Annotated in this window: 20 protein-coding genes, 2 pseudogenes and 1 riboswitch; of the genes and pseudogenes, 20 read left to right on the plus strand and 2 right to left on the minus strand. The window is 53.9% G+C overall.

Annotation, left to right across the window (positions count from 1 at the left end):
• Position 1 precedes the first annotated feature (1 nt).
• From BUA49_RS03005 to BUA49_RS03020, 4 genes are all read left to right on the plus strand, one after another.
• On the plus strand, positions 2 to 709 hold the full coding sequence (locus tag BUA49_RS03005) for a 5-oxoprolinase subunit B family protein (protein ID WP_072797625.1): 708 nt from the start codon (positions 2 to 4) through the stop codon (positions 707 to 709).
• The gene (locus BUA49_RS03010; protein WP_072795412.1) at positions 706 to 1,668 is read left to right on the plus strand and encodes a 5-oxoprolinase subunit C family protein; all 963 of its coding nucleotides are present in this window, start codon (positions 706 to 708) and stop codon (positions 1,666 to 1,668) included. The genes BUA49_RS03005 and BUA49_RS03010 overlap by 4 nt, the downstream gene beginning before the upstream one ends.
• Positions 1,669 to 1,814: 146 nt before the next feature.
• The gene (gene nhaB, locus BUA49_RS03015) at positions 1,815 to 3,320 is read left to right on the plus strand and encodes a sodium/proton antiporter NhaB (protein ID WP_072795414.1); all 1,506 of its coding nucleotides are present in this window, start codon (positions 1,815 to 1,817) and stop codon (positions 3,318 to 3,320) included.
• 165 nt (positions 3,321 to 3,485) lie between these two features.
• Positions 3,486 to 4,259: a substrate-binding periplasmic protein gene (locus tag BUA49_RS03020; RefSeq protein ID WP_228704391.1), complete on the plus strand. Its 774-nt coding sequence runs from the start codon at positions 3,486 to 3,488 to the stop codon at positions 4,257 to 4,259.
• 5 nt (positions 4,260 to 4,264) lie between these two features.
• Here the strand turns inward: BUA49_RS03020 and BUA49_RS03025 are convergent, their stop codons facing one another.
• Positions 4,265 to 4,900, minus strand: a complete 636-nt coding sequence (locus BUA49_RS03025; RefSeq protein ID WP_228704462.1) for a DUF3047 domain-containing protein — start codon at positions 4,898 to 4,900, stop codon at positions 4,265 to 4,267.
• A 186-nt stretch (positions 4,901 to 5,086) separates the two neighbouring features.
• Positions 5,087 to 5,282: riboswitch (cobalamin riboswitch) on the plus strand.
• A 166-nt stretch (positions 5,283 to 5,448) separates the two neighbouring features.
• On the opposite strand from BUA49_RS03025, the pseudogene BUA49_RS03030 reads away from it, so the two are divergent.
• Positions 5,449 to 7,863 (plus strand): annotated as a pseudogene (locus BUA49_RS03030) (ribonucleoside-diphosphate reductase subunit alpha); the annotation flags it as partial.
• Between the two features lie 28 nt (positions 7,864 to 7,891).
• Entirely contained in the window at positions 7,892 to 8,950 is a 1,059-nt protein-coding gene (locus BUA49_RS03035; protein ID WP_072795418.1) for a ribonucleotide-diphosphate reductase subunit beta, read from the plus strand.
• A gap of 24 nt (positions 8,951 to 8,974) precedes the next feature.
• Here BUA49_RS03035 and BUA49_RS03040 read toward each other — a convergent pair whose 3' ends face one another.
• Positions 8,975 to 9,940 carry an integron integrase gene (locus BUA49_RS03040; RefSeq protein WP_072795420.1) on the minus strand — a complete coding sequence of 322 codons (966 nt, stop codon included), beginning with the start codon at positions 9,938 to 9,940 and terminating at the stop codon, positions 8,975 to 8,977.
• A 622-nt stretch (positions 9,941 to 10,562) separates the two neighbouring features.
• Between BUA49_RS03040 and BUA49_RS03050 the strand changes: the two genes are divergently transcribed.
• The 14 genes and pseudogenes from BUA49_RS03050 to BUA49_RS03115 all read left to right on the plus strand — a co-directional run bounded on the left by BUA49_RS03050 (position 10,563) and on the right by BUA49_RS03115 (position 19,344).
• Entirely contained in the window at positions 10,563 to 10,982 is a 420-nt protein-coding gene (locus tag BUA49_RS03050; protein WP_072795425.1) for a tetratricopeptide repeat protein, read from the plus strand.
• Between the two features lie 107 nt (positions 10,983 to 11,089).
• A complete protein-coding gene (locus tag BUA49_RS03055) occupies positions 11,090 to 11,569 on the plus strand; it encodes a hypothetical protein (protein ID WP_139248730.1) in 480 nt (159 codons plus the stop codon).
• Positions 11,570 to 11,646: 77 nt separating this feature from the next.
• The gene (locus BUA49_RS18250; protein WP_072795430.1) at positions 11,647 to 12,018 is read left to right on the plus strand and encodes a transposase; all 372 of its coding nucleotides are present in this window, start codon (positions 11,647 to 11,649) and stop codon (positions 12,016 to 12,018) included.
• Positions 11,994 to 12,827, plus strand: a pseudogene (locus BUA49_RS17595) (IS3 family transposase); the annotation flags it as partial. The gene BUA49_RS18250 and the pseudogene BUA49_RS17595, both read left to right, overlap by 25 nt.
• Entirely contained in the window at positions 12,827 to 13,471 is a 645-nt protein-coding gene (locus BUA49_RS03070) for a HEPN domain-containing protein (protein WP_217650394.1), read from the plus strand. The pseudogene BUA49_RS17595 and the gene BUA49_RS03070, both read left to right, overlap by 1 nt.
• Positions 13,472 to 13,636: 165 nt before the next feature.
• Positions 13,637 to 14,530 carry a dihydrodipicolinate synthase family protein gene (locus tag BUA49_RS03075; protein ID WP_072795434.1) on the plus strand — a complete coding sequence of 298 codons (894 nt, stop codon included), beginning with the start codon at positions 13,637 to 13,639 and terminating at the stop codon, positions 14,528 to 14,530.
• A gap of 208 nt (positions 14,531 to 14,738) precedes the next feature.
• Positions 14,739 to 15,017: a type II toxin-antitoxin system RelE/ParE family toxin gene (locus tag BUA49_RS03080; RefSeq protein WP_072795436.1), complete on the plus strand. Its 279-nt coding sequence runs from the start codon at positions 14,739 to 14,741 to the stop codon at positions 15,015 to 15,017.
• A gap of 10 nt (positions 15,018 to 15,027) precedes the next feature.
• Positions 15,028 to 15,342 (plus strand): HigA family addiction module antitoxin, encoded by a 315-nt coding sequence (locus BUA49_RS03085; protein WP_072795438.1) that lies wholly within the window; start codon positions 15,028 to 15,030, stop codon positions 15,340 to 15,342.
• Between the two features lie 122 nt (positions 15,343 to 15,464).
• On the plus strand, positions 15,465 to 15,779 hold the full coding sequence (locus BUA49_RS03090; protein ID WP_072795440.1) for a type II toxin-antitoxin system RelE/ParE family toxin: 315 nt from the start codon (positions 15,465 to 15,467) through the stop codon (positions 15,777 to 15,779).
• Positions 15,772 to 16,071 (plus strand): helix-turn-helix domain-containing protein, encoded by a 300-nt coding sequence (locus BUA49_RS03095; protein WP_072795443.1) that lies wholly within the window; start codon positions 15,772 to 15,774, stop codon positions 16,069 to 16,071. Before BUA49_RS03090 ends, BUA49_RS03095 begins: the two co-directional genes overlap by 8 nt.
• Before the next feature lie 128 nt (positions 16,072 to 16,199).
• A complete protein-coding gene (locus BUA49_RS03100; protein WP_072795444.1) occupies positions 16,200 to 16,472 on the plus strand; it encodes a CopG family ribbon-helix-helix protein in 273 nt (90 codons plus the stop codon).
• A complete protein-coding gene (locus BUA49_RS03105) occupies positions 16,469 to 16,750 on the plus strand; it encodes a type II toxin-antitoxin system RelE/ParE family toxin (RefSeq protein ID WP_072795445.1) in 282 nt (93 codons plus the stop codon). Before BUA49_RS03100 ends, BUA49_RS03105 begins: the two co-directional genes overlap by 4 nt.
• Positions 16,751 to 16,896: 146 nt before the next feature.
• Positions 16,897 to 18,468 (plus strand): IS1182 family transposase, encoded by a 1,572-nt coding sequence (locus tag BUA49_RS03110; protein WP_072795447.1) that lies wholly within the window; start codon positions 16,897 to 16,899, stop codon positions 18,466 to 18,468.
• Between the two features lie 249 nt (positions 18,469 to 18,717).
• Complete coding sequence (locus BUA49_RS03115; RefSeq protein WP_072795449.1) at positions 18,718 to 19,344, plus strand: LysE family translocator; 627 nt, start codon at positions 18,718 to 18,720, stop codon at positions 19,342 to 19,344.
• Positions 19,345 to 19,358: the final 14 nt, after the last annotated feature.

Here is a 19,358-nt window from a genome sequence, read left to right on the forward strand (position 1 = left end):
CTTGAAGCCGGTGCTCGAATCCGCTGGGCTGGATAGCTGGATCATAAGGCTGTTCGAGGATATCGATGAGCACAACCTGCCCTGGTTATCCGCGCTTTCACGCCGGTGTGAGCAGGCGTTTGGTGATGCGCTGATCGATCTGGTGCCTTCCTATACCACGCTTCTGGTTGTTTTCGATCCGTTGATGCTATCGCCATCTCAGGCCCGGACAATGATTTGCCGGATACTCGCGGATCTGGAACCGGAAGACAACACCCATGCTGGAAAGATACACGAGCTCCAAACCTGGTACGACGCCAGTGTAGGCCCGGAACTGACAAGGGTGGCTGAGCATGCCGGGATGGCGGTCAGCGACGTGATCGACGCCCACAGTCAGCAGGTATATCGGGTTTTTGCCCTGGGATTTGCCCCCGGCTTTGCTTTTATGGGGTTAACCGATCCTCGCCTTGAGTGTGGCAGGCTTGATACGCCCCGCCGGCGTGTACCGCCGGGTAGTGTGGCCATGGCCGGCCGCCAGACAGCCGCGTATCCGACGGCAACGCCCGGGGGCTGGAACCTTCTGGGGCGCACTAATGCCAGGCTGTTTGACCGGAAGCGTGAGGGCTTCAGCCTATTGAGGGTGGGCGATCAGGTGCGGTTTAGGCCCGTCAGCCGTGAAGAATTTGAACGTGAGGGCGGGGATACTACGCCTATGGAGCCGTTAGTATGAGGCCGCAGACCAACCCCGAACCGTGTATCAAAGTATTGCGTGCCGGGCCCCTTGCGTTGCTGCAAGACAGCGGAAGATTTGGTGTCCGCCACCTGGGTGTTACTCAGGGTGGCCCGGCGGATCAGTACTCCTGGGCCTGGGCGAACCACCTTACCGGCAACCCCTGGGGTACCGCCAACCTGGAGATTACCTTCGGAGGCCTGCAGCTGGTTGCCGTGAGAGATCTGCAAATAGCCATTACCGGCGCTGACCTGGGCGCAACCATAGATCAAAAGCCTGTTCCACTTTGGCAACGGATAAGCTGGAAAGCAGGGGAGACCCTGGCATTTGCCGCGCCGGTGAGCGGGCTCCGGGCGTATCTGGCCGTTTGTGGCGGATTTGTAGCCGAGCCTGTATTGGGGAGCGTGGCCTGCGTAACCCGGGAAGAACTGGGTGGCTTCGGCGGCATCGGCGCGAAACTGGCAATGGGTGATCAGCTGTCTGTTTACAACACAGAGCTGCATGGTGGCGAGGGGCCTACACAGGCACCCCGAACGGCGATACCTGATTTTAGCCAGCCGGCTGTTCTGGACCTGCTGCCGGGTGCCCAGATTGCACACTTCACCGGCCGCAGTCTGTTCGACGCATTCAACACCTGGTGGCAGGTTGATGACCGCGCCGACCGCATGGGTGTTCGCCTCACCGGCCCCAGGCTAAACTGCAAGATCAGCACTCTTGTTTCAGAGGGTATTAACCTCGGTGGCGTGCAGGTGCCGCCGGATGGTCAGCCGATCGTGTTATTGAATGATCGTCAGACCATTGGTGGTTATCCCCGGCTTGGCTCCCTTTCACCTTTGTCGGCTTCGCGACTGGCCCAGTGTTTACCGAAAGAACACGTAAAGCTGGCGGCTAAAGGCAGTGATGCTGCACTTGCACAGTACCGTTCGTTCAGGGCTCTTTTTAACTCCGCTTCCCGTTAGCGCGCGAGTAATGCCCCAGCAACGGCAGTACTAAAGGATGGGGCTATCCTGTATCTTTGTCGAATTCACAGGCACAGAAATATCAAGGAAGATACAAGCTTGTTGCCACATACTGTTTTCGCCCGCTAACTCAGAAGAACTCCGCAATGCCCACAACCCTGTTTTCCGCCTTTACCAGCAATTTTCTTGGTAAGTCCCCCGTTTGGTACAAGCAGATTATTGTGCTGTTTCTGATTGCCAACCCGATTGTGATGTATCTGCTGGGGCCCGTTACCGCGGGCTGGCTTTTAATCGCCGAGTTTATCTTTACCCTCGCCATGGCTCTGAAGTGCTATCCGTTGTTGCCCGGCGGCTTGCTGGCGGCAGAGGCGCTGCTGATTGGCCTCACCACAGCCGATGCCGTGTATCTGGAAGTGCTGACCAACTTCCCGGTTATTCTGTTGTTGATGTTCATGGTGGCCGGCATCTATTTTATGCAGGATTTGCTGCTGGTTGCGTTTACCCAGATCCTGGTCGGCGTGCGTTCCAAATCTGCCCTCTCGCTCCTGTTCTGCAGTGCAGCAGCGTTGCTTTCAGCCTTTCTGGATGCCCTGACGGTGACCGCCGTTATCATCAGCGTTGCCGTCGGATTTTTCTCCGTCTATCACAAGGTGGCATCCGGTAAGGGCTATCAAAGCAGCGATCATAATGCGGACAGTGATGAGGAAGTGGTTGAGCTGCACCGGGAGGATCTGGAAAATTTCCGGGCATTTCTGCGCAGCCTGCTGATGCATGGCGCCATTGGCACCGCTCTTGGCGGCGTTGCGACCATGGTCGGTGAACCCCAGAATCTGCTGATCGCCAAGGTTGTGGACTGGAACTTTGTCGAGTTTTTTCTGCATATGGCGCCGGTGAGCCTGCCCGTGCTGGCAGCCGGGCTGCTAACCTGCTGGGTGCTGGAGAAGATGCGCTGGTTTGGCTATGGCGGACGGCTTCCGAAACCCGTCAGGAGGGTATTGGAAGAGTTTGCCGACAATGAACGCACAAAGCGCACCAAGGCCGATCAGGCCGCGCTTTGGGTACAGGCGATTGCGGCGGTCATACTGGTGCTTGGTCTGGCCCTGCATGTGGCAGAAGTGGGCCTGATTGGCCTGCTGGTTATTATTCTCATCACCTCGTTTACCGGGGTTACCGGCGAACATCAGATCGGCAAAGCCTTTCAGGAGTCACTGCCGTTTACCTCCTTGCTGGTGGTGTTTTTTGCCGTGGTGGCAGTGATTCACGAACAGCACCTGTTCAAGCCAATTATTGACTACGTATTGTCGCTTCCAGAAAGCCAGCAGCCAGGCATGTTCTTTATTGCCAACGGGCTGCTCTCAATGATCAGCGACAACGTGTTTGTTGCGACGGTGTATATCAGCGAGGTCAAACAGGCCCTGGACGCCGGCAGTATCAGCTATGAACACTTTCAGGATCTGGCAGTCGCCATCAACACTGGAACTAATCTGCCAAGCGTAGCAACGCCAAACGGGCAGGCCGCCTTCCTGTTTCTGCTGACCTCAGCCATTGCACCACTGGTGCGGCTTTCGTATGGAAGGATGGTCGTGATGGCGTTCCCGTATACCTTGGTGATGGGCGGAGTCGGCTTGTATATGGTTAGCTATCATATCTGATGGTTAGTCGTTGTTTTGATGTGACAGCCGGTATTTTTTTCAGGCAGGTCTGCTAACCTCCGCTTACGCTGTTCATCAATCCGTATATTTCAATTTGTTGGTGTTATGTCCAGATCCTTGAAATCATTTTTGCTCCCAGGCGGGCTTCCGGTTTCAGGGCCCCGGTTGGTAATTATCTTTGCATGGCTGGCGATCGCCGTTCTGGCAAGACCCGTTTGGGCCGACGTTGACCCGTATAAGCTGCGCATTGGCTACACCGAGTTTCCTCCCCTCGAATACCAGAACGAACGTAGTGAGCCTGCAGGGCAATTTATCGAGCTCACGCGAAAAGTCGTGAAAGAAGCGGGTTATGAGGCAGAGTTTATTTACCTGCCGGTCAGCCGAATCTACCTGTATCTGAAAGATGGAACGGTAGATCTCTGGCCCGGACTGTCCGGAGTGCCTGGCATTCAGGGGGAGGTTCTTGAAAGCTGGGTCAATGCTGATCCTGTGCAATTGTTCGCCTGGTACCTTGAGGCTTCAGAGCCGCTGACACACTTTGACCAGCTTGCGGGGAAAACCGTTATCGTGATCAGTGGCTACACCTATGGCGGCCTGCTTTCATGGCTTGAAAGCTCTGAAAACATACGGCTTACTGAAGCCCCTAACAATCGCGCAGCGCTCGAGATGCTCAAGCTGAAACGCGGTGATTACGTTCTGGATTACCGCCAGCCGCTTGAGGCAATCATGACCCAGCCATCGGACAGCAAGATTCGGGGGTCGGAACTGCGGTCGCGTTATTTGGCCTGGATGTATTCCCTGGCAAGCCCCAGGGCCGCGCTGCTCCGGGAACAATTCGACGATGCCTATCTGCGACTTGTCGGCCGGGGTGAGGTGCCACCTGTCCGGGATTTCGATTCTGACTTCGTTATTCCCGGTTTTCCTGGAGGCCCGCGCTAGGAAGGTTATGAGTCCGGATTTGCAGGGCTGAGAGTGATATCGCCATACCAGGCGGTTGCCTGCTCACCGGTGTTGTCTGAATCCGACATGATCGCGATACCCCGGATCGGCGGCGGGCTTTCACCGAAGGCCTCGCGGTAATCTGCAACAATATCCCGTTCGATGCTTACCCACTCACCAGCCTGCTGGCTGCCTGAATTGACAGCAATCATCACGGTTTTGTCTGTATAGGGGTTGGTAATAAACTCGCCCTCCGGCAGGGTATTTGCCCAGATGTAGTTCAGGGCATTGCCCGGCAACTCCTCGCCGAATAACAGCTCCACCGTTTTACGCTTCGCACGCTCGAAAAAACCCGCTTTATCGGGCTGGAACTCAAAGGCGACGTAAATCCGGGCAGGGTAGTCATCGCCGGATTTTTTCCGGGCATCGCCTTTCTCAAATACATTGGACACCTTCCACTTCCAGCTCAGCATCAGCGAGCCTTCCGGCTTTATATTCAGCCGGGTGATCAGGCCGGAAGCACCGCCGGAGGTTTGCGCTTTTACCACCTGAGCGTCGTTCTCGCGGATCAATTCGTAGCGCGAGTGCTGATCTATGTTGGGAAACTCCAGCGGCTCCCAGCCATCTGAAAGCGACGTCATTTTCGAGAATGTCGGAAGCAATGACTCCTGTGCCAGCAATTGGGAAGAGGTCAGACTGAATGCCGCAAGCAGCAGCCAGATAACAGGGCGGGTGTTGATGTGCATGAATTCGTCCCACTTTGCAGTGTGTCTGTGACAGACCGGCGGATTGAGGGAAAGTGCCTTGTCCTTCATATTCTTCCCGTATATAGTGCCGAAATCCTTGGTTAGATACCAGATATGGTATCGGGAATCCGGTGAGAATCCGGAACTGACGCGCAGCGGTATTGGGGAACGAGCGTGGCATAAAGACACTGGCTCAGGCCGGGAAGTCGCCACGCAAGGCAGAACCTGCAGGTTCATGCTCCTGAGTCCGAAGACCTGCCAGGGAAGACTGCACCTTCGCGACTCAGGCGCCTGCATCTGGCCCTACAAGGTGAGCAGCAACGAACACGGCACTGTCACAGCCATCACTGGCTGGTGCTGGTTTGTCCTGCGTACGCGAAGGTTACAGAACTCACGCGTATTCAGGAGATAACGGTATGTCTGCTACAGCTCTGGCCGAAGCCCGGCCCGCATCGCCATCCGACACAGAAGCGCACCCGACCCTGACCGTAAAACAGGCTGGCGGACGCACCGTAGCGCTGGACCTGGGCCTGATGAAACAGCAGGTCGACAGTGCCGCTTTCGGGCTCGACGGTATTGATGGCGAATCCCTGATGGACGACGCCATACACAACCTCTACAACGGTATCGACGAAGCCGAAGTGCTGACAGCTCTGATCATGACCGCCCGGGGACGCATCGAGCGCGAGCCGGACTACAGCGCCGTTACCGCCCGCTTATTGCTGGAACAGCTGCGCCTTGAGAGCGTAACCGCACTGAAGCTGGACGCCAGCCTGACCCTTGCCGACGTGTACCCCCAAGCCCTGAGCGCCTTCATCAGCGCGGGCATAGGCTACGAGTTGCTCGACGAAGCCATGGCGGCATTCGACATGGAACGCCTGGGCGCGGAACTGAAACCCGAGCGTGACCTGCAGTTTGGTTTCCTGGGCCTGCAGACGCTGTATGACAGGTACTTCCTGCACTGGAAAGCAGACCGCCTGGAACTGCCGCAGGTATTTTTCATGCGCGTTGCCATGGGCCTGGCACTGCGTGAAGACGACCCCAACAGCCGCGCCATCGAGTTCTATAATCTGTTGTCGTCGTTCGACTACATGGCTTCTACTCCCACGCTGTTCAACAGCGGCACTCTCCATTCCCAGCTGTCGTCCTGCTACCTGACGACTGTCGGCGACGACCTGGAAGACATCTACGGTGCTATTCGTGATAACGCGATGTTGTCCAAATGGGCTGGCGGCCTGGGTAACGACTGGACGCCGGTGCGCGCGCTGGGCTCCCGCATTAAAGGCACCAACGGCCAAAGCCAGGGCGTAGTGCCGTTTTTGAAAGTAGTGAACGACACCGCCGTAGCCGTCAACCAGGGCGGTAAGCGCAAAGGAGCGGTGTGCGCCTACCTGGAAAGCTGGCACCTGGATATCGAAGAGTTTCTGGAGCTGCGCAAAAACACCGGCGACGAGCGCCGCCGCACCCACGATATGAACACCGCCAACTGGGTGCCGGATTTGCTGATCGAGCGCATGCGCCAGGATCGCGACTGGACCCTGTTCAGCCCCAGCGACGTGCCAGACTTGCACGACCTTTACGGCAACGCTTTCCGTGAACGATACGAGCACTACGAAGCCTTGGCCGCGGAGGGCAAAATCGAGCTGTTCAAAATCCTCCCGGCGAAACAACTGTGGCGCAAAATGCTGACCGTGCTGTTTGAAACCGGGCACCCGTGGATTACCTTCAAAGACCCCTGCAACCTGCGCTCGCCGCAGCAGCACAAAGGCGTGGTTCACAGCTCCAACCTGTGTACCGAAATCACCCTGAACACCAGTGCCGACGAAATTGCCGTGTGCAACCTGGGCTCGGTGAATCTGGCCGCCCACATTGCCAATGGCGAACTGGACGTGAAGCGCCTGGAACTTACCGTTAACACTGCCGTGCGCATGCTCGACAACGTTATCGACATCAACTTCTACGCAGTACCCCAGGCTCGCAACTCAAACCTCAAGCACCGCCCGGTCGGTCTGGGCCTGATGGGTTTTCAGGATGCGCTGTACGCACTGCGCCTGCCGTACACCAGCCCACAAGCGGTGGAATTCGCTGATCTGGCCATGGAGCAGTTGAGCTACTTCGCCATTCGCGCATCCGCCCAGCTGGCGGCAGAGCGGGGCGCCTATGAAAGCTACGAAGGTTCCCTGTGGAGCCAGGGCATACTGCCTATCGATTCCATCGAACTGCTTAAAGCCGCGCGCCTTGAAGGCGACTTGAGCGTGAACACCGAAAGCCGTTTGGACTGGGCTCCCGTGCGCGACCTCATTGCCCATTACGGTATGCGCAACAGCAACGTGATGGCCATCGCGCCCACCGCCACCATCTCCAACATCATAGGGGTGTCGCAGTCCATCGAGCCGGCGTATCAGAACTTGTTCGTCAAATCGAACCTGTCCGGCGAATTCACCGTGGTGAACCCCTCGCTGGTGCGCGACCTCAAGGCCGAAGGCCTGTGGGACAACGTGATGGTAAACGACCTCAAATACTACGACGGCAGCGTGCAGCAAATTGACCGCATACCCACCGAACTGAAATCCCGTTACGCCACCGCGTTCGAGATTGACGCCCGTTGGCTGGTGGAAGCCGCCTCCCGCCGCCAGAAATGGCTGGACCAGGCCCAAAGCCTGAACCTGTACATGGCCGAGCCCAGCGGTAAAAAACTGGACGAGCTGTACCAGCTGGCGTGGGAGCGTGGGCTGAAAACCACCTACTACCTGCGCTCGCTGGGTGCCACCGGCGTGAACGAGCAAGCTGCCCCGGTTGCCGCGCCGCAACCCCAGGTATGCAGCATTGATGAACCCGACTGCGAAGCATGTCAGTAACCACTTACTTTTATTGAGAGGCACAATCATGCTGAATTGGGACGACGAAACCAAACCACAAAGCCGGCCCGCCGCGAACAGCAGCGTGGCCCCGGTGAACGTTGATGATAAACGCGTGATCAACGGCGAAACGGACGTAAATCAGTTGGCACCCTTCAAGTACCCCTGGGCCTGGGAGTTCTTCATGAACGCCAACAAAAACCATTGGACGCCGCTGGACGTGAACATGGCACAGGACGTTCACGACTACCATCACCGCCTGAACCCGGCTGAAAAGCACGTGTTCGAAAATGTGGTGGCCTACCTGACCACCTCCGACATACTGGCCATGCGCAACATCGGGCTGGCTGTGATGGAAAAGATGACCGCGCCGGAGCTGCAGATATACCAGGCCCGCCAGGTATACGAAGAAGCCCTGCACACCTGGACCTACCAGCACTGCATTGAAACCCTAAACCTGGACCAGAGCGAAATCTACAACCGCTACCGCGTGGTGCCGCAGATTAACGCCAAAATCCAGATGGCGAACCGCCGACTGGATGCCGCCATGCGCTCCGACCTGAACCTGCGCAACAAGGACGACCTGCAAGAATTCATCATGTCGTATCTGTTCTTTGCGGCGGTGTTCGAAGGTTGCTGGTTCTACAACGGCTTCAGCCCCATTTTCGCGCTGCAGCGCCGAGGCCTGATGCGCGGTACAGGGGAGCAGTTTCAGTACATATTGCGCGACGAAGCCATGCACTTCGCCTTCGGCCTGAAAGTGGTTAACCAGATCCTGGAAGAAGAAAACATCAGCTTCGACCCCAAAGCCGTGCGGGAAATGTGGGACGAATCCGAAGCCGCCGAGCGCGACTACGCCAACTACATCCTGCGTGATCCCATCCTGGGCTACTCGGCGGAATACCACACCGAACAGTTCCGCTTCGTAGCCAACCGCCGTGCCCGCACGGTAGGGCTGGAAGAACCGTTCCCGGGGGCGAAAAACGTCTCGCCCTGGCTGGATGAGCAGGCGACCATGCGCAAGGAAAAGAACTTCTTTGAAACGCGGGTGATTGAGTACCAGACGGGGGCGCAACTGGAGTGGTGAGCACTCGCTAGCGCTCAGCCCGGCTCAACCCAGCGGACTACGAACCCCCGCAAAACCCTGCCCCAGAACGTGGGTGTAAATTTGGGTCGTTCGCAGGTCCGCGTGGCCGAGCAGGTCTTGCACAGTGCGGATGTCGTTACCGCGTTTCAGGAGTTCGGTGGCGAAGGTGTGGCGGAAGGTATGGCAGCCAGCGGGCTTGCCGATTCTGGTTGCAGCAACTGCCACCTTTACCGCTTTCTGCACCGAACTGGTGTGAATGTGGTGGCGAACCACCTTCCCTAAGTCGTTTTTACTCAGAGAGTGCGAGGAAAACAACCATTGCCAGTCCAGCGACATATCCGCCGTGGGATACTTGCGGGCAAGCGCAAACGGAAGGCTGACCGGTGTTTGAAGGGCGAGGTCTTTTTCTTTCCAGGCCTTTCGGATAGAGGCAATCTGTCTTTCCAGTTCTGAAATTAGAGAGCCCGGCATGAGCGTTGTTCGATCTTTTGCGCCCTTACCATCCCGAACAATGATGACCTGGTTACTGAAATCAATATCCTTAACTCTCAAACGGCATGCTTCGGTTACCCGCAAGCCAGAACCGTACATGAGCGAAGCTAATAAACGATAGGGTTCTTTGAGTTGTTCGATAATTGCCATGGCTTCATCGTGGGTGAGCACAACGGGCAAGCGCTTTGGTTTTTTGGAACGGATAACTGAACCGATTTCCCCGAGAGGCATATCGAGAACCTTGGAGTACAGAAACACGAGAGCGTTTAAAGCTTGGGCTTGAGTTGCGGCAGCTACGTTGCGGTTAACGGCTAGCCAAGTAAGGAATTCATTTACTTCATTTGGGCCCATGTCCCGGGGATGCTTCATCTGGTGAAAGCGGATATAAAAACGGATCCAGTACCAATAGGATTTTTCCGTACGAATGCTGTAGCGATTAACCCGAATGACCGCGCGAACCTGATCCCGAAGGCGCGGCTGAGGTTGTGTGCCGTCCATGTTGGCGTACCCCTTTAGCAGCTCTTAACACTGTTTATTTGTACAGCATTATTGTTTTCATGAAAACAAGAAGTCAAGCGATTACGTGGAGGTTCAGATAAAACTGAGCTAACCTGTTGTTAAATTTGGGACTAAAGGCGTGGAGCGGGTATGAAAAAGTGGCATTATCGAGAACGCACTTTTTTGCAATATCGCGGAACGCGGTCTAGTTGCTGTTATGTGTAAATACAGGTTGAGTGGCGAAGCTGACGAAAAGGATTTTCATGGTTTCTGATAGTGCTGGCATCGATGAGTAATCCAACATACAAGCAGTTCATCTACAGGGTTGGCGGTGCCAGTTTACTTTTCTTTGTCGTTATTCAGCTTTCGCAAAAGTATGCTCCAGAGTACACGGGCATTGCGGTATTGAGTGTGTGCGCACTGTGCATCGTTTTTGCTGCATATAGCGAATCAAAGGGCAACAAGAAGTGGTGGGCCAAGAAAAGACAGCGCAGGAAGCGTTAAGGGGATCCACTATCATTCACATAACCAATCGCTCAAGTTCGTTCCCGGCCTGGCGGCCGTCCACCGGATGCCCTTGTCAGGGCACCGCTTAGCTTGGCGTTAAAAAGGAATTGAGTACATGGAAGCACTGTTGAAGGATCTGATGTTCGACATTTTTCTTCTGACCTGCTTAGTCGGTGGTGTTGGCGGGTTGTTGTTTGTTCTCGTTGGCATGAGAGCCTACGGGGTCTATATCAGCTACTTCTCGGGCGACAGCTTACTGTCGAATCAATTTCAAAGGTCTGCATTGAGGCTATCGAACGAGAATAAAACAAGTGAGCTCAAAGGCCTTTCCCAGACCCGTGTTACTAGCTGCCCTGGTGATAGCTGGGGGCACTACTATCTTGCGTTGGCGCTGTACCGTGAAAAGAGCTACGTCAAAGCAAGGGAGCACTTCCGTCAAGTGGCTCAACTTCAGCCCAGCATGAAAGGTTCGGCAGATCAAAGCATTGAGGAAATAAATCAAATTTTGGCCAGTCAAAAGCCAGCAATCGTCTAAAGTTTTTAACAAGTCAATTAAGTACGTTCCGGCCTGCGGCCTCCACCGGACGCCCTAGTCGGGCGCCGCTTATTTCAGCGTTATATCTCTCAAAGGTGCATATGAGGTTGCTTTCAGCCATCAACATTTTATCGCCTTTCATGGCCTTGGCTATGTTGATTGGTTTTGCATTGTGCTTGGTGTCGCTCGTAAGAGCCATGGGGGGAAGACGGAAGATACCCTACATCTCAATTTCTTTTTTATTGGTTCCGCTTCTTTTCTTTCTCCTCTCTAAAGTGGCCATAGTTAAAGTGCTAAATGAAAAGCTCGCAGATTTAGAAGTAAAAGTGACTGTGTCGCCTTCAATAGCCTCCAATCCGAAGCCTGTTCTACAGGAGGTCATATCAAATCTCTATCAATGGAAAGGCTCTTCAGGTACACGCCCAAGTGATCGGCCGTATGTTTTTGATGTGTGCTTACATGGAGATTGCTTTACCGCAAATATTGCTCAGGACTCTGACGACCCACGCATGTACTGGGTCAGTTACGAGCCCTTTATGGGTACTATTCCACTGGGCTACACTCGTTTGGCCTATGACAAAATATAACCAATCAATTAAGTTCGTTCTGCACTTCCCCCACTTCAATAGACACGCATCGATAACTCCGCCAAAGGAGAAAACCGATGCCTGCGATCAAGACTGGCAAGAAAACCGAGAAGTACACCACTGAGTTCAAAGTCAAAGCCGTTGAGTGGAGTCACCAGGCTCACCGGAGTGTGAAGAGCGTTGCGGAAGCGCTGGATATTCACCCGATGATGCTGTCACGCTGGCGTAAGGAACACCGTGAGGGGAAGTTCGCCATGAAACGGGTCAAGCGAGCACCAGAAGACGCCAAGAAGAAGATCACTGAGCAGGATGAGATCAACCGATTGAAGCGACAAATAGCCGAGCTTCAGGAGGAGAATGACATCTTAAAAAAGTTTCAACGTTTTCAGGCCGAGGAACGACAGAAGCGTTCCGATTCGTCTGGAAACACCAACAAGAGCACGGCGTAAAGGCCCTGTGCCGGCACCTGAATATATCGCGCTCCGGGTATTACGCATGGGTAAATCGCAAGCCCAGTAAGCGGGCCTCTGAGAACGCGGAACTGCTGCTTAAGATACGGCGGATATTCAATGAGAGCGAGGGCCGTTACGGCAGCCCAAAAGTGTATCGAGCCCTTAAGAGACAGGGTATCCGGGTGGGCGAGAATCGTGTTGCCCGCCTGATGCAGGTCTGGGGTATGAAGGCCCGGACTCACAGAATCTACCGAAGGCTGCTCACCCGTCGAGCGGTTCTGAAGGCCTGGCCGAACTATCGCCTGACTCTGGACAAACCCGTGGCGGTGAATCAGCAATGGAGCAGCGACGTTACCTATATCAAGATGGGCCGGAAGAACGTGTTTCTGGCGGTGGTACTAGACCTATACTCCCGGCGCATTATTGGATGGAAGCTGGAAGCCAACCTGAACAGTGATCTATCTCGCGGGGCTCTCAGGCAGGCGGTGGCCGATCGCTCACCGCTGCCAGGGCTCCTGCTGCATACCGATCGCGGCACCGAGTTCAGGGCCCTGAAAATGCGTGACATGCTCAAACGTCATCAGGTACGGCACAGCATGAGCCGTCCTGGATATTGCACGGACAATGCTGAAGTGGAATCGTTCTTCAAAAGCCTTAAGGGAGAATTGCTGCACGCCACGAGCTACATCACGCTTCGCCAACTGAGACGTCATATAAAACACTATATTGAGCGCTTCTATAATACCCAACGGCTCCACAGTAGCCTTGGTTACCGGACTCCGCTAGAGTTCGAAGGAGATAACTAATGGAGCGTGTCTATTTTTTTGGGGGAATACCATTCCCGGCCCTTGGGCCGTCCACCGGACGCCCTTGTCAGGGCGCCGCTAAGCTCAGCGTTAGAATTTTACAAGAGGAATTGAAGTTGTCTGAAGCTGGGAAGCTGTTTGAGTACTCGATAAAAGACGCCGAAAAATTACTAGCGCGATTTGATGCGGATAAACATGACCCATTGAATGGATCAGAAACCTTAAAAAGAGCGGGAATGATCATCGCATTAGCTGCGTGGGAAACCTATGTTAAGGATCGATTTCGTGAAGAAATTGATGTCTGGCTTTGCTCTTTAAAGGGAAGTCAAATCTCGAATTTTGTGTTAAAAAAAGTCGATGAAGATCTTAAGCGCTTCTTCAATCCAAATTACGACCGTACCAAAAATCTTTTCAAAACCTATTTCGATATTGATATCACCGAGCATTGGAAGTGGGACAACTATCTTCAACCCCAAGCAAAGAAAGCTCTAAACGAACTCATTTCAAAGCGCGGGGAGGCTGCACATCAAGCAAACACAAACGCTTACTCAGCACATATTGTTAAGCGAGATGATTTAGAAAAAGCCATTAGGTTCTTGAAAGGTTTGGTGAGTGCAACTGAAAAAGTGAAAATTGCCAAATAATTCTAACAAGGCCATTAAGGTTGTTCCGGGCCGTCGGCCCTCCACCGGACGCCCTTCTCAGGGCGCCGCTTATGGCTGGCGTTATACATTACTGAGTCTTCGCCCTAGGGAGTTTGCTTAAAGGGGTAAGACCTCTTTCTTTTTAGTGAGCTTGGAGTATTCCGTATGTTTTCCGGTCTTAGCGCGTTTCCTTTGACCCCGATGAATGAGCACGGTTTGGACGAAGCGGCTTTTGCTCGTCTGATCGAACTGCTGGTCGCCGCCAATGTTGATTCAATAGGCGTGCTGGGCTCGACCGGGAACTACGCTTACTTGACTATGGTCGAGCGGGCGCGGGTGTTGAGACTTGCGGTGGAGCACGCCGGTAACGTCCCGGTGATAGCTGGTATTGGCGCATTGCGTACTCGCGATGTTCTGACGCTGGCGGAAGATGCACAGTCTGCTGGCGCAGACGGCGTGTTATTACCGCCAATGTCGTATCAGAAATTGTCTGCGGATGAGGTTTTCGGGCTTTATGAGACCGTAGCGCACGAACTGTCGTTACCGCTGTGTGTTTACGATAATCCCGGCACCACGCAGTTTGTGTTCAGCGACGAGCTTCATGGCCAAATAGCGCAGCTTCCGAACGTGGCATCCATCAAGATTCCCGGAGTGCCTGGGGATGCTGCTGAGGCAAGATCGCGGGTGGACCGACTTCGCGCACAGATTCCCTCACGCGTCACCGTGGGCGTCAGCGGAGATGGCCTCGCCGCGAATGGCCTGAATGCCGGCTGTGACGCTTGGTACTCCGTGATCGGGGGTGTGTTTCCCGCTACGGCGCTTGCGATTACTCGCGCAGCACAGGCTGGGAATGCGCAGGAAGCAACACGTCTATCGGAACGATTGCAGCCGCTTTGGCAGCTTTTCAGCGAGTATGGGGGTAGCCTGCGTGTTGTGGCGGCGGCTGCGGAATTGCGGGGGCTCGTTGAGCGCCCGTGTTTGCCGCTACCGCTCAAAGCCTTGAGTGGAGAAGGACGCCACCGACTCGCGGAATTGATCGATGAACTGGAGTTATCGTGAAAGAACGAACTCCCTACGCCGATGGCGTGGCAGGCTTATTACCGTAGGCTAGGTTTTGGCATGTATAACCAAGCCATGCACCGGACGCCAAACCCTCCGCTTTGCTCCGGTTTGTCACCGGTGATGGCGGGCGTTATGCCTTTCTTCCAATCAATCTCCACGGATAGTAACGCTTGACGTCATTAACGCGTTGCGTCATTATTGATCCATGATCATATCGTTCAAGTGTAAGGACACCGAGAGGCTGGCAAGCGGTCGCCGCGTCAGGCGCTTTGTCAATTTCGAGCGGGTTGCCTTGAGGAAAATTCGGCAACTACAGGCTGCAAGCCAGCTGAATGATCTTAAAGTTCCGCCCGGCAATATGTTGGAGCCGTTGCATGGTGACCGCCAAGGTCAGCACAGCATTCGAATCAACAGGCAGTTCCGGGTTTGCTTCCGCTGGACCAAGGCCGGTGCGGAAGAGGTCGAAATTGTTGATTACCATTAGGGGGTAATTCATGCGCAACATTGAACCTGTAACGCCAGGCGAATTACTGAAAGAAGAGTTTCTTGAGCCGATGGGCATTTCTCAATATCGTCTCGCTAAAGAAATTGGCGTGCCTGCTCAGAGAATAGGCCAGATTATTGCAGGTAAGCGCTCGATAACCGCAGATACTGACCTGCGACTGTGCCGCTTCTTTGGTTTGTCCAATGGGTATTGGCTGCGGACTCAGGCAGCCTACGACACAGAGATTGCGGAAGAGGCTCTTGAGGGCCAATTGAAAAATATTCGTCCGTGGAACTCTCTGTCAGAAGTTGCGCACAGGGCATAACCAACGGCTGCACGGCGACCGATTTTCCGCCGCTTCGCGGCTCCAAACCGGCGCGTGAGCCGGGCGTTAACCCTTCAAGCCGCCACCTTGTAAAACTCCGTCAATGACGTATATTGGTCGTCATGTTTACCATCATCGAAACCCCTACATTTGAAGCGGATGCCAGAAAAATCTGGCCCGAAGAGGAGCGAAGCGCTTTCTTTGCCTGGTTAGCCGCCAATCCGGAAATTGGTGACGCTATTCCAGGTAGCGGAGGGTGTAGAAAGGTTCGTTGGTCGGTGGCGGGTTCAGGGAAGCGTGGAGGGGTGCGAGTCATCTACTTCACCAGGTTGGCTAATGGTGAGATCTGGTTATTGGTGATCTACAAAAAGGCCGTCAAGGACAACATACCCGCGCATATCCTGAAGTCGATTCGTGAGGTACTGGAAAATGATTAACGAGACCCTGAGTGCAGAGGAACTTGGCAACAAGTTGCTCCAATCTGTTAAAGAAATGAAAGCCGGCAAAGCTGCACGAGTCAGTCGTGTTGAGCCTAACGAGGTTGCAGAGGCCCGCGGCAAAACTGGCCTGACTCAGGTAGAGTTTGCTGAGGTACTGCATATTTCTCCGCGTACCCTGCAGGAGTGGGAGCAGGGTCGGCGTAAACCCTCCGGGCCGGCAAAAGCACTCATCGAGATTGCTTTCCGCCATCCAGAGGTAATCCGGGAAGATCTCGAACTAAGGGGTTAACAAGCGGCTGTTGTCGGACGCGCCTGCGCTGGCGCTCCGGTTCGCCGCAAAGCCGAGCGTTAAATTTTGCCGCACCCTCATCGACTATGCTGTAATACGTTGTAGTCGCCAAATCCGAGGGTATAGTCATGAGTGTCACCACAGTTCGCCTTCAAGCAGAAGTTGAACAGCACCTGGAAGCAATCGCCGGCAGGCTGCACCGGAGCAAAGGCTGGGTAATCAACCAGGCATTGTCGGAATACATAGAAAAGCAGCAGCTTGAGCAAGAGCGGTGGAAACAAACGTTAGAGGCAATGGAGTCTGCCGCCCAAGGCAAGGTTGTTGATGCCAGCGAGGTTCATAGCTGGCTTAATAGTTGGGGAGCCGAGAACGAGCAGGATGCACCGAGGTCAGGTAAGTGAAACTGGTTTACACGGATGAAGCCATCGAAGATTTGAAACGCTTAAGGGAGTTCATTGAAGTCCACAATCCATCGGCGGCAGCCAAGATCGCCGCCGAACTGGTTGGCAAAATCGGACTGCTTCCAGACTTCCCCAAAATGGGCACACCCGTTGAAATCGCACCGGTGCCAGACTCTGTTCGAGATATGATTTTCGGAAAATACGTCGTTCGATATTCACTTCATGCCAGTGCCATCATCATTCTCCGGGTATGGCATGGCCTTGAAGGTGAACGATAGCAATTTAACCAGGCGCGGCACTCGGATGCCTTTGTCTCCACTTCGCTACGTCAAAGTCACCGGTGCGCTCAGCGTTGAGGCTGTAGAAAAACCCCAAATCAGACTGGTTTTGGTAGCATTGAGTAAACAGACAAGGAGCCGTCGGCATGCCTCGTTTCAAGCACTACAACTACGATCAGGATGCCATGGTCGTGATCAACTATCAGGAACAGCTCCAGGCCGGCACTTTTGAACACGCCGTTCATTACCTGATTGAGCACAAGCTGGATCTGTCGGTGTTTCACCCCAAGTACCGCAACGACGACACCGGCCGTGCGGCTTACGATCCCGCCATTCTTCTGAAGATCATCCTGTTTGCTTACTCCAAGGGCATCACCTCCAGCCGCGAGATCCAGTGGTGCTGTGAGACTAATATCATTTTCAAAGCACTGTCCTGCGATACCGTCCCGCACTTCACCACCCTGGCAAAGTTCGTCAGCCACCACGCTGATGAAATTGAAGAGCTGTTTGAGCAGGTGTTGTTGGTGTGCCACGAACAAGGTCTTCTGGGTAACGAGCTGTTTGCCATCGACGGTTGCAAGATGTCCTCCAACGCCGCCAAGGAATGGTCCGGTACCTTCAAGGAGCTGGGTGAGAAACGGGAGAAGTTGCGACGACTGGTCCGCCATCACTTGAAGGCACACCACGAGCGGGACGAGGCAGAGACCGAAGCCGAACTGGACCGGGATATCCGGCAGGCAAAAACGATACTGTCCCTGGATGAATCCCTGAAGAAAGTGGACCGCTTCCTAAAGACGAGCAGCCCAAGGATGGGCCAGGGGAAACGGCGCAAGGAAGTGAAGAGCAACATTACCGATAACGAAAGCGGCAAGATGACCACCAGCAAGGGCACGATCCAAGGCTATAACGGCGTGGCCACGGTGGACAAGAAACACCAGGTCATCATCGATGCCCAAGCCTTCGGCGAAGGTCAGGAGCACCACACCTTGCAACCGGTGCTGGAAACGGTCGAAACACGATTCAAGAAGCTGGGCATTGCCGAGAGCATTTACCAACAAGGCACCATCATCACGGCCGACACCGGCTTCGCCAACGAAGCCAACATGAAATACCTGCACGAACGGCGGATCAACGGCTACGTGCCGGACAATAAGTTCCGCAGCCGAGACCCCAAGTTCAATCACCAGAAAGACAAATACGGAAAGCGGCATCAGAACCTGCCAGACAAGGGCTGGAAAGACACCCTTCCCGCCAGTGACTTCCAGTTCGATCCGGTGAACCTGACGTGCATCTGCCCGGCGGGTAACGCCGTCAGTTACCAGGGCACACGCGAAGCCGAGAATGGCAAAATCCGGGTGCACTTCGAAGGTCGTTTACTGCAATGCCGGCATTGCCCGAAGAAGCACCAGTGCATGCAGAATCCCGCTTCCGCCGACCACCGAAAAGGCTCGGGAAGACAGGTGTCGTTCACCATTGAGAACAAGCGCCTGCCGAATTACACGGACTGGATGAAACACCGGGTGGACAGCCAGCAGGGCAAGGAAATTTACAGTCACCGCATGTCCGTGGTGGAACCGGTGTTCGGCAACATCGGCACGAACAAACGGCTGAACCGTTTCAGTCTGCGAGGTAAGAAAAAGGTCCAGGGCCAGTGGCAGCTATACTGCCTGGTGCACAATATTGAGAAGCTGGCGAATTACGGGCGGTTGGCGGCGTGATGCAGGAGGCAGAAGGCGGGAAACGTGGCAGCTGGAGGCCAACAATACCGGCACTAACATCGTCAAAGGGCCGAAACTGACGGTTGAACACTGGAATCGCGATATTCGGCCAGTTGATGGCCGCGACAAAATTTACAGGAATCAGGCGGTGGGAACAGCTCAGAATTGGGTTTTTCTACAGCCTCGTTACCTTCAAATAGTGTTATGTCCTACTTGAATTTATAGCATTAAATATAGAGGAGAATAAATATGGATATCGAAACTTGGCTAGCATTTGTTGCCGCATCATTAGTGCTTACGATGACTCCTGGACCTAGTATTTTATTGGGGATGGTGCACGCTATGAAATATGGTGCAAGTAAAACAGTCGTCACCGCTTTAGGTGACATCTCCGCTAATTTTTTGCAAATGATGCTCGTTGCAATTGGTTTAGGTGCCGTTATTGCAAGTTCTGAGTCGGCTTTTTTAGTTATTAAATGGTTTGGTATTGCAATCTTGTTATATATGGGGATAAAAATGCTACTTAGCAAGCCTCCTCTGATTAACAAAATAAATGAAGAAGAAGCTGTACCATTGCATAAACTATTTTTAAGTGGTTTTTTTGTCGCAGCAGGGAATCCAAAAGCCATTGTGTTTTTTACTGCTTTTTTTCCTCAATTTATAGATCCTAGCCAACCTTTGTTTCAACAAATGGCAATTATGTGCCCAACAATGGCTATCTTAGATTTCACATGGGTGATGATTTATGCACTATCAACTAAAAAATTCCTAGGGTTTATGAATACTCATCCAATGGTTTTAAATCGAATGGGTGGCTCTGCACTAATTAGCGCATCTGTTTTTTTAATGTTTAGCAGTCGCTCTTCACAGACTTGATCGTGTTAATTGAT

It is taken from the genome of Marinobacter antarcticus (assembly GCF_900142385.1).
GTDB lineage: Bacteria > Pseudomonadota > Gammaproteobacteria > Pseudomonadales > Oleiphilaceae > Marinobacter > Marinobacter antarcticus.

Excerpts from the sequence above, each read along its gene's own strand:
- BUA49_RS03110 (WP_072795447.1), top strand. The coding sequence starts at position 16,897 with ATGCCTCGTTTCAAGCACTACAACTACGATCAGGATGCCATGGTCGTG.
- BUA49_RS03100 (WP_072795444.1), top strand. The coding sequence starts at position 16,200 with ATGAGTGTCACCACAGTTCGCCTTCAAGCAGAAGTTGAACAGCACCTG.
- nhaB (WP_072795414.1), top strand. The coding sequence starts at position 1,815 with ATGCCCACAACCCTGTTTTCCGCCTTTACCAGCAATTTTCTTGGTAAG.
- BUA49_RS03035 (WP_072795418.1), top strand. The coding sequence starts at position 7,892 with ATGCTGAATTGGGACGACGAAACCAAACCACAAAGCCGGCCCGCCGCG.
- BUA49_RS03010 (WP_072795412.1), top strand. The coding sequence starts at position 706 with ATGAGGCCGCAGACCAACCCCGAACCGTGTATCAAAGTATTGCGTGCC.
- BUA49_RS03050 (WP_072795425.1), top strand. The coding sequence starts at position 10,563 with ATGGAAGCACTGTTGAAGGATCTGATGTTCGACATTTTTCTTCTGACC.
- BUA49_RS03070 (WP_217650394.1), top strand. The coding sequence starts at position 12,827 with ATGGAGCGTGTCTATTTTTTTGGGGGAATACCATTCCCGGCCCTTGGG.
- BUA49_RS03025 (WP_228704462.1), bottom strand. The coding sequence starts at position 4,900 with ATGACGTCGCTTTCAGATGGCTGGGAGCCGCTGGAGTTTCCCAACATA.
- BUA49_RS03085 (WP_072795438.1), top strand. The coding sequence starts at position 15,028 with ATGCGCAACATTGAACCTGTAACGCCAGGCGAATTACTGAAAGAAGAG.
- BUA49_RS03115 (WP_072795449.1), top strand. The coding sequence starts at position 18,718 with ATGGATATCGAAACTTGGCTAGCATTTGTTGCCGCATCATTAGTGCTT.
- BUA49_RS18250 (WP_072795430.1), top strand. The coding sequence starts at position 11,647 with ATGCCTGCGATCAAGACTGGCAAGAAAACCGAGAAGTACACCACTGAG.
- BUA49_RS03075 (WP_072795434.1), top strand. The coding sequence starts at position 13,637 with ATGTTTTCCGGTCTTAGCGCGTTTCCTTTGACCCCGATGAATGAGCAC.
- BUA49_RS03095 (WP_072795443.1), top strand. The coding sequence starts at position 15,772 with ATGATTAACGAGACCCTGAGTGCAGAGGAACTTGGCAACAAGTTGCTC.
- BUA49_RS03040 (WP_072795420.1), bottom strand. The coding sequence starts at position 9,940 with ATGGACGGCACACAACCTCAGCCGCGCCTTCGGGATCAGGTTCGCGCG.
- BUA49_RS03090 (WP_072795440.1), top strand. The coding sequence starts at position 15,465 with ATGTTTACCATCATCGAAACCCCTACATTTGAAGCGGATGCCAGAAAA.
- BUA49_RS03080 (WP_072795436.1), top strand. The coding sequence starts at position 14,739 with ATGATCATATCGTTCAAGTGTAAGGACACCGAGAGGCTGGCAAGCGGT.